Annotated in this window: 4 protein-coding genes; 2 read left to right on the plus strand and 2 right to left on the minus strand. The window is 45.0% G+C overall.

Translation table 11 applies throughout. The features are described 5' to 3' along the window. Nucleotides 1-337 precede the first annotated feature (337 nt). Both RMO35_RS18580 and RMO35_RS18585 read left to right on the plus strand, forming a co-directional pair. A complete protein-coding gene (locus RMO35_RS18580) occupies nt 338-2,221 on the plus strand; it encodes a protein kinase domain-containing protein (RefSeq protein WP_309742998.1) in 1,884 nt (627 codons plus the stop codon). Between the two features lie 24 nt (nt 2,222-2,245). Next, nucleotides 2,246-3,799, plus strand: coding sequence for a serine/threonine-protein kinase (locus RMO35_RS18585; protein WP_309743000.1), 1,554 nt, complete (start codon nt 2,246-2,248; stop codon nt 3,797-3,799). Nucleotides 3,800-3,960: 161 nt separating this feature from the next. Here RMO35_RS18585 and RMO35_RS18590 read toward each other — a convergent pair whose 3' ends face one another. Further along, a complete protein-coding gene (locus RMO35_RS18590) occupies nt 3,961-4,599 on the minus strand; it encodes a response regulator (protein ID WP_309743002.1) in 639 nt (212 codons plus the stop codon). A 71-nt stretch (nt 4,600-4,670) separates the two neighbouring features. Then, nucleotides 4,671-7,740 (minus strand): ATP-binding protein (locus RMO35_RS18595; RefSeq protein ID WP_309743004.1); only part of this gene is annotated, 3,070 nt, incomplete at its 5' end.

Raw genomic sequence — 7,740 nt, forward strand, 5'->3', positions numbered from 1 at the left:
GCGCATCCGCTGTCTTGAAAAGGTGCTTCACTTGCGGCGTTTTTATTCGGGGGTTCCCCCCGAATAAGAAAACGACAAGACAGGGGAAACCCCAAGAACGCACTTTTCGCTGTCTTGACTGAAACGCACGCTGAGGGAACCGTCTAGCGACACGTCTTCGCCTACAGCGCGATTTCAGTCGCAAACCGTCGGGGAATAGAGGCGTGCGCGAGCCGCTCCGACCCATGGCTTTCACCAAGCAAGGTTTTGGGCTTTAGGTAACAATCCGATCTGCGATAGCGCACTCTGGCGATCGTCTGGGTACTCTAAATCTATTGAGTAATCCAGACACGCGATCGTGAAATCAGCCACCCATCCCTCCCAAGTCATCGCTCGCAGCGGCACCGCCGAGGCGGTATGCTATGACATTCTCGGCATCTTAGGTGAAGGTGGTAGCGGTGTCACCTATCGCGCAGTCGATTCCCAAACCCGACAACCTGTCGCTCTCAAAGCCTTATCGCTCGATCGAATGAATGATTGGAAAGCGATCGAATTATTCGAGCGTGAAGCCAAAGTCCTCAGTGCACTCGATCGCGATGGCATTCCTAAATACCTGGATTATTTCACCACAGATATCGATGACGAACGCTATTTTTACATCGTCCAAGAATTAGCACCGGGTAAAACTTTATTAGAATGGATGCGCTCTGGTTGGCGCGTCACTGAAGCGGAACTGAAGCCAATTATCATCCAGATTCTTAAAATCTTAATCTATCTCCACCGTCATTATCCGCCGATCGTGCATCGCGATCTCAAGCCGAGTAATATCCTCAAGACTGATGACGGCAAAATCTATCTCGTCGATTTTGGAGCGGTACAACAAACCTATCACGACACCTTTATGCGGGGTAGTACCGTCGTTGGGACTTATGGTTATATGGCTCCCGAACAGTTTCGCGGACAAGCCGTACCTGCGACGGATTTATATGGCTTGGGTGCGACTATTTTACATCTACTCACCCATCGATCGCCTGCGGAGATTCCGCAAGACGGTTTGCGCTTAAATTTTCGCGACAGGTTGCAGGTATCGAATAGTTTTGCCGACTGGCTGGAACGAATGCTAGAGCCAGATGTCGGGAGTCGCTTTAGTTCATCTACCAAAGCCTTAGAAGTCTTCAAAAATCCACCCAAATCGAAAAAGTTCAAACCGACATTTAGTAAATTCGATCGAGCTTTGATTGGTGCGATTGGCTTAGCATCACTATTATTGGTGTTCGGGGTATTCGATCGATCTAAATATTACTGGTTGAGCATAGCTGGACTCGTAGCCAATGAACCATTTGAAGCTATGTCTAGACAGCCTAACGTCAGTCAGATCCGAGGATATCTCGATCGGGGCTTTAATGTCGATACCAAAGATCGCCACCAGCGAACTCTCATGTCCCATGCCATCGACAACGATCTGCCAGAAGTAGTCCAGATGTTAATCGAACGCGGCGCAGATATTCGCGATTCAGCAAATTTAGTTCCGCCTCAGCAGGAGAAATTAAAAAGTATTCAAGAACAAAAGAAAAACTTAGATCGAGACGCAGTTCAAGAAGCTTCAGGTAGTAGCGATCCATCTTATGTCTCACGTGCAAAACAATACAAACAATATCAGATTAACTTGCAAGAAAAAGAAGCGATGGATACTAATCTCAACGGCATTTTATATTACGCAATTCGGAAAAACAGAATTGGTGTTTTAGAGCTGTTACTCAGACGAGGAGTTAGTTTAAATAGGGCTTATCCCGACCAGAATAAGCTGTCGCTCTTACACTTAGCTAGCGTTCATCAAGATGGTGAAATAGTCAAACTATTACTCGATCGAGGTGTCGATCCTAATATTCAAGATAGTTTGGGCTGTACGCCATTACATACAGCGATCGTTCGCGATTTAATGCCATATACTCCCAAATTATCGAAACATATCAATAATATTGCTAACAACCCAATTTCTAAACAAGCAATTTTTTACTTAGTTCAGGCTGGAGCAAAATCTGATGCTCGATGTTATTTCAGTCGTGGTGAATATCGAAACAACTTTTATTACCCAGGCGGCAAAATTGATTCAGTTGCTAAGCTCGTTGGATCTAAAACTTCTAATTCAAGTAATACTTACGAGTACAGTTCACCAGCGCAGCTATTACTATTTCTTGGCATCACAGACATAAATCTAAATTCAGCCGATCGAAAAAAATAAGTTCAACATACTATTCTGACTGAGATGCAACGAGCCGAACAAGTTCTCAACGATCGCTATCAAATTATTCATATCTTAGGACAGGGTGGAATTGCGACTACTTATGCTGCTAAAGACTTAGAAACTGATGCAACCGTGGCAATTAAAGTCATGTCATTGCGACGCGCTCAGGATTGGAAAGCGATCGAGTTATTCGAGCGGGAGGCGAAGATCTTAGCTCAATTAAATCATCCGGCAATCCCGCAATATCTAGATTACTTCCAAATCGATACCGATCGCGATCGGGAATTTTATATCGTCCAATCTTTAGCATCCGGAACGCCGCTATCGGTATTAATCGAGCGCGGATGGCAACCAGAAGTAGCGGAAGTCGAACAAATTGCCGCTCAAGTACTGGAAATTCTCAACTATCTTCATCGTCTCGCTCCTCCAGTAATTCACCGCGATATTAAGCCCCAAAACTTGATTAAAAGTCCCGACGGGAAAATCTATCTCGTCGATTTTGGTGCGGTTCAAGATACTTATCACCAAACAGTGACTGGTGGGAGTACGGTAGTCGGAACGTATGGCTATATGGCTCCAGAACAGTTTCGCGGACAGGCATATTTAAGTACCGATTTATATGGCTTGGCGACAACTTTGTTATTTTTATTAACGCGTGAAGATCCGAGTAAGTTACCGCACAAACAACTCAAAATTAACTTTCGATCGTCTCTACAATTACCGCGCAAATTTGCCGATTGGCTCGATCGAATGCTCGAACCGACAGTCGAACAGCGCTTTACAACTGCGGCGGAAGCGCTTGCCGTCCTGAGAGGATTGCAGAAACTTCCACCACTAGTTGCCAATAATCGCCCGCGCAAACCGATCGATAGTCCGATTCGAGTCATTGCTGATGAAACAGACTTAACTATTACGATCCCTGCGGTCATATTTCGGACTTCTAATAGTCAGCAGCTAGCTTTACTTGCAATTTTTAGTAACTTTATTATTATGATCGCGCTCTACTTCATTGCGACAGTATCTTTCTCGATCGAACCATTAAAACTATTTTTATTTAGCATTTTAGGATCTGCATATGTGGCGATCGCCTTTTCGCTAGCAGCTTATACCATTTACGGTAATTTTTCTAAAGTTCAATTAGATGTTTCTGGCAATCGTCTCCAGCTCAAGCACTGGTTATTCGATCGACTAATATATAATCACACTGCAAATATTACTAACATTAATATTAGGGGTACCAAGAAAAGAGCATCTGTATTACCATTCGATCGCCAACGAGTTAAGATTGAATTTATTGGTAAGCAGAGTATTTTTGTACCGCTAGTCGAATACTTCGTGGTGCAATCCAATAATAAAGATACGTTTATCTGGATCGTTAAATGGCTTCATCGTTATCGATATATCGCTGACCGCAAGATCGATTTGGCTAATCGGCAGTGTGCCCTATCATTACTCTTAACTCCGGCTGAAAATCAGTGGTTAGCCAGCGAGCTAATGATATTTCTCGATCGCGCCTTACGTCGTCAACAGCTTTATCTAGCAGCATTAGAGCTATTACCAGTTGACGAGAACTAATAGTAAATCCGATTTAGAAAACCTACCATCTTGCCCTCACCCCCAGCCCCTCTCCCAAGCTTGGGAGAGGGGAGCTAGAGCCGGAGGCGATGGCGAGGTGAGGGCAAGGGATTCCGATCGCCAAAAAAGTCTTTATAGAGCGGATTTAATAGCACTTTTAACTAATAATAGGGAACGAGATCGCATCGGGAAGAATCCAAAATATTAGTTATTGCCGTCAATAACTTTTCACCATTAACCCGAACAGTTTGTAGATGCTCGTGCTGAATCGGTGTTAGTTCGGTAGTTGCTAATAGTCGGGCAATTTCCAATACATCAGTAATTGGGGCAGTCATTTCATCAGTTATCATTGCTAATAGCTCATCCTGAGCTTGAGCTGCTAACTCTAACTTTTGCTGGGCGATTTGGAGTCCATCATACTGCCGTTTAATTCGCAGCATTAGGGCAACTCTAGCAATCAGTTCGAGTCGATTGACTGGCTTGGCAATTAAGTCTTCTGCACCTGTAGACAAACACCGTTCTAGCTCCTTTTTATCAGTCAAAGCAGTTACCATGACGATCGGCACCGACTGCCATCTGGGTAAGGCTTTAATCCGGCGACAGACTTCGATGCCATCGAGATCTGGCATCATCACATCGAGTAAAATCACATCGGGTTGAAATCGATCGACTCGATCGAGTGCGCGTTGCCCACTAGAGGCATAATGGAAAATATAGTCTTCTTTATTTAGTAAAACTTGAATGACATCAAAGTTGTTCGGATCGTCATCAATAACCAGAATCGAGGCAGGAGTAGTCATAAAATATCGATGCTAAGGTGTGTCGGAATCGTGCGTGAAAATCGGCAGTTGCGTTTGATGATTTACTACATCTAGGCGATTAATTCTTGAATTGTCGCGGCTAGTATTCCCAATGTAATGGGTTTGGCTAGATACTCATTTGCGCCAGCTTCCAGACAGCGTTCGCGATCGCCACTCATAGTTAGAGCAGTGAGAGCAATAATCGGTAGCCGCTCGAAATAAGGATCGCTGCGTAATTGGGAGATCGCTGCCAAGCCATCGAGGATCGGCATGTGGATATCCATTAAGATGGCTTCGGGATGATGCAACTGCGCTAGTTCGATCGCCTCCAGACCATTTTGGGCAAAAATAGTAGTGTAGCCTTTGGCTTCTAGATAGTCCGTGAGTGTTTCGATCGTCGATCGATCGTCATCGACAATGAGGATCGGCGGCTTGCGAGATGGTAGCCGATCCGGCGATGGGTAAGAAAGTAATTCTGTCAATCTTGGCGGATTGGCACTCCAGGAGCATGAAAATCGATCGTCATTGGGGGAACTTATCGCGCTCTCATCCGCAGATTCCGCTGTTGCTAATGGGAAAATAAACGGTAGATTGCCGCAGGGTAGATCGAGCGTAAACCGACTGCCAACATTAATCTGACTGCTCACACCGACTCTACCGCCATGCAGTTCGACAATCTCCCGCACCAGATTTAGCCCCAAACCCGTCCCCTTAGTTTGACGGCTCAAAGCATTATCGATCTGGACAAATGGCTGAAATAGCTGACTCAGATCCTCTGGCGCGATCCCAATTCCGCTATCTACGACCGCGAACTGAATCCAAGCGGTAGCTTGAGGAGCGGTAGCGAGATGATGGCTGACTTCCAAACTCACACGTCCATCTTCAGGCGTAAATTTCACCGCATTGGAGAGCAGATTGATCAGCACTTGTCGAATCCGCAGTTCGTCTACTATTAACTCGGGTAGCTGCGGGGGCAGATTTACGGTTAGTTGAATATTCTTTTGAGAAGATTGCTGGTTGACAAATGACAGACTCTCATGGCAGAGATCGGCGATGTTAGTTGGCGTGCAGTATAGTTCAAACTTGCCTGCTTCGATTTTTGCTAAATCGAGAATATCGTCGATCAATTGCAGTAGATGATTACCACTGTTGGCGATCACTTCAATACAACGAAGTTGTCGCTGGTTGAGCTGACCGTAGACTAATTCGGTCAACCCCTCAGACATCCCCAGAATTGCATTGAGCGGCGTGCGCAGTTCGTGACTCATGTTGGTAAAGAAACTAGTCTTCGATCGATCTGCTGCTTCGGCTAATTCTTTAGCAGCCTTGAGTTCGATCGTGCGTTCTTCGACTTTGCGTTCGAGAATATTAAATGATGCTTCTAGTTCGGTATACAGTCTCGCATTCTCGATACTAATGGCTGCTTGAGCGACGATGACTTGGAGGATGTCCAATCGATCGCGAGTAAAAGCACCAAGCATAAGCTGATTTTCCAAATATAATACCCCAATTAACCGACCGCGATCGACGATCGGACAACACAAGACACTTTTGGGTTGATGCTGGTGCAAATAGAGATCGCCATGATACTCCGTAGCATAATCGGCACTCGACAACAGGATCGGTTCCAAACTCCGCTGGACTCGATCGATGACACTAATTGCCAGCTCGGGACTCAATCTGAAAGAAATCGGCGCGAGCAACTGCGGCTGCTGTCCCAGTTCTACCTTCGCAACGACATTGAGATCTGCTGCGGTTTTGAGTAGCAAAATACATTTGTCTGCGCCTGCATTGGCAACGACAATCTCCAGGAGACTAGTGATGATTCGATCGAGTTTAATCTCCTCAGAAATCGCTTGTGAGGCTTTGAGCATCGTATTCAAATCCAAAAATTCACAGCTACCAGTAATCGAGTTCTCGATCGTCGATGATATATCGTCAGTGACAGCTCGATCTTTAGTCAGGATCGGTGCGAGTAATTGCGGATAGAGTGTGGTTAGATGCGTACACTTGGCAGTCGCACCCCAACGATCGTAAGCATAATATGCCTCGATCGCGTAAGATTGGGCGATTTTATCTTTACCCCAATCGAGGTAAAACTTCGTCGCTAGTTCGTTTGCAAGGGCTTCTTCATGGATGAATTGATGTTCCTTCGCACCTGCGATCGCCAGATCGTAATACTCGATTGCTGCGGCTCGATCGCCTAAAACTCGCTGCTTTTCAGCTTCAATCAGGTGCCATTTGTGTAGATAATTCATCGGTGCATTCTCCGCCCATTGATGAATTATCGCTTGATGGTTATTTGCCTGTGTAATGGCTTCGGATCGATCGAAATCGGCGGCTAAGTGTGTCAAAGCTGCATAAAAATGGAATACAGGCAGCGGAATCATTCCTGAGACTGCTGGTAAATACTGTTCTCCATGAGTAATATTCTCTAACGCAGCATTATAATTACCAAATAAGTATGCAAGCATCAATTTGTAAATATATGCGTAAGCAAGAGCAGTCAAATCGCTATCCTGAAGATGTTTGGGAATCATTACTGCTTCATCGTAAGCAGTTCCCTTCAAACAGTCTCGATCGGCTCCCTGTCTCATCAAATTTTGTGCCACCTGCTGCTTCATCTCCAGATAAGCTCGAGCAGAATATTGCTTTACCCGCTCTAACTCTTGAGTGTACGGTGATATCTCCGCTTCCCAATTACTTAGCTCTATCCCTGAAAGTAACTTTGTATCGAAGTAACAACTGATACTATAACCAATAGCAATAAAATCGCTAGCTTCCATGCTAACTAGATAAGCATATTTTAGTGTCGTGCTAGTTTCTCGGATCGGTTCTCTACGATGTTGAATCCAGTTTGCAAATAGAAATGAAATTCTGCCATGAAATTCTCTTGCATTTAAGCGATCCGCTACGTTAAGTGCCAACTTCCCAAAACTATAGCCAGTTTCTACATCTCCCAAGAAAGCACTCAGAACAAATCCATAATTGACATAGCCCATCGCTGATGCTGGAGTATTTCCAAACTCCAGTGATAGGCTCACCATCATGGAACTGATAATGGGAAGTAACTGTGGCATACTAACAAAAATGGGCGCACCTAAATCTGCTAACAGTTTCATCGTCACTTTAGTTTGAAGA

The organism is Chamaesiphon sp. OTE_20_metabat_361 (assembly GCF_031364565.1).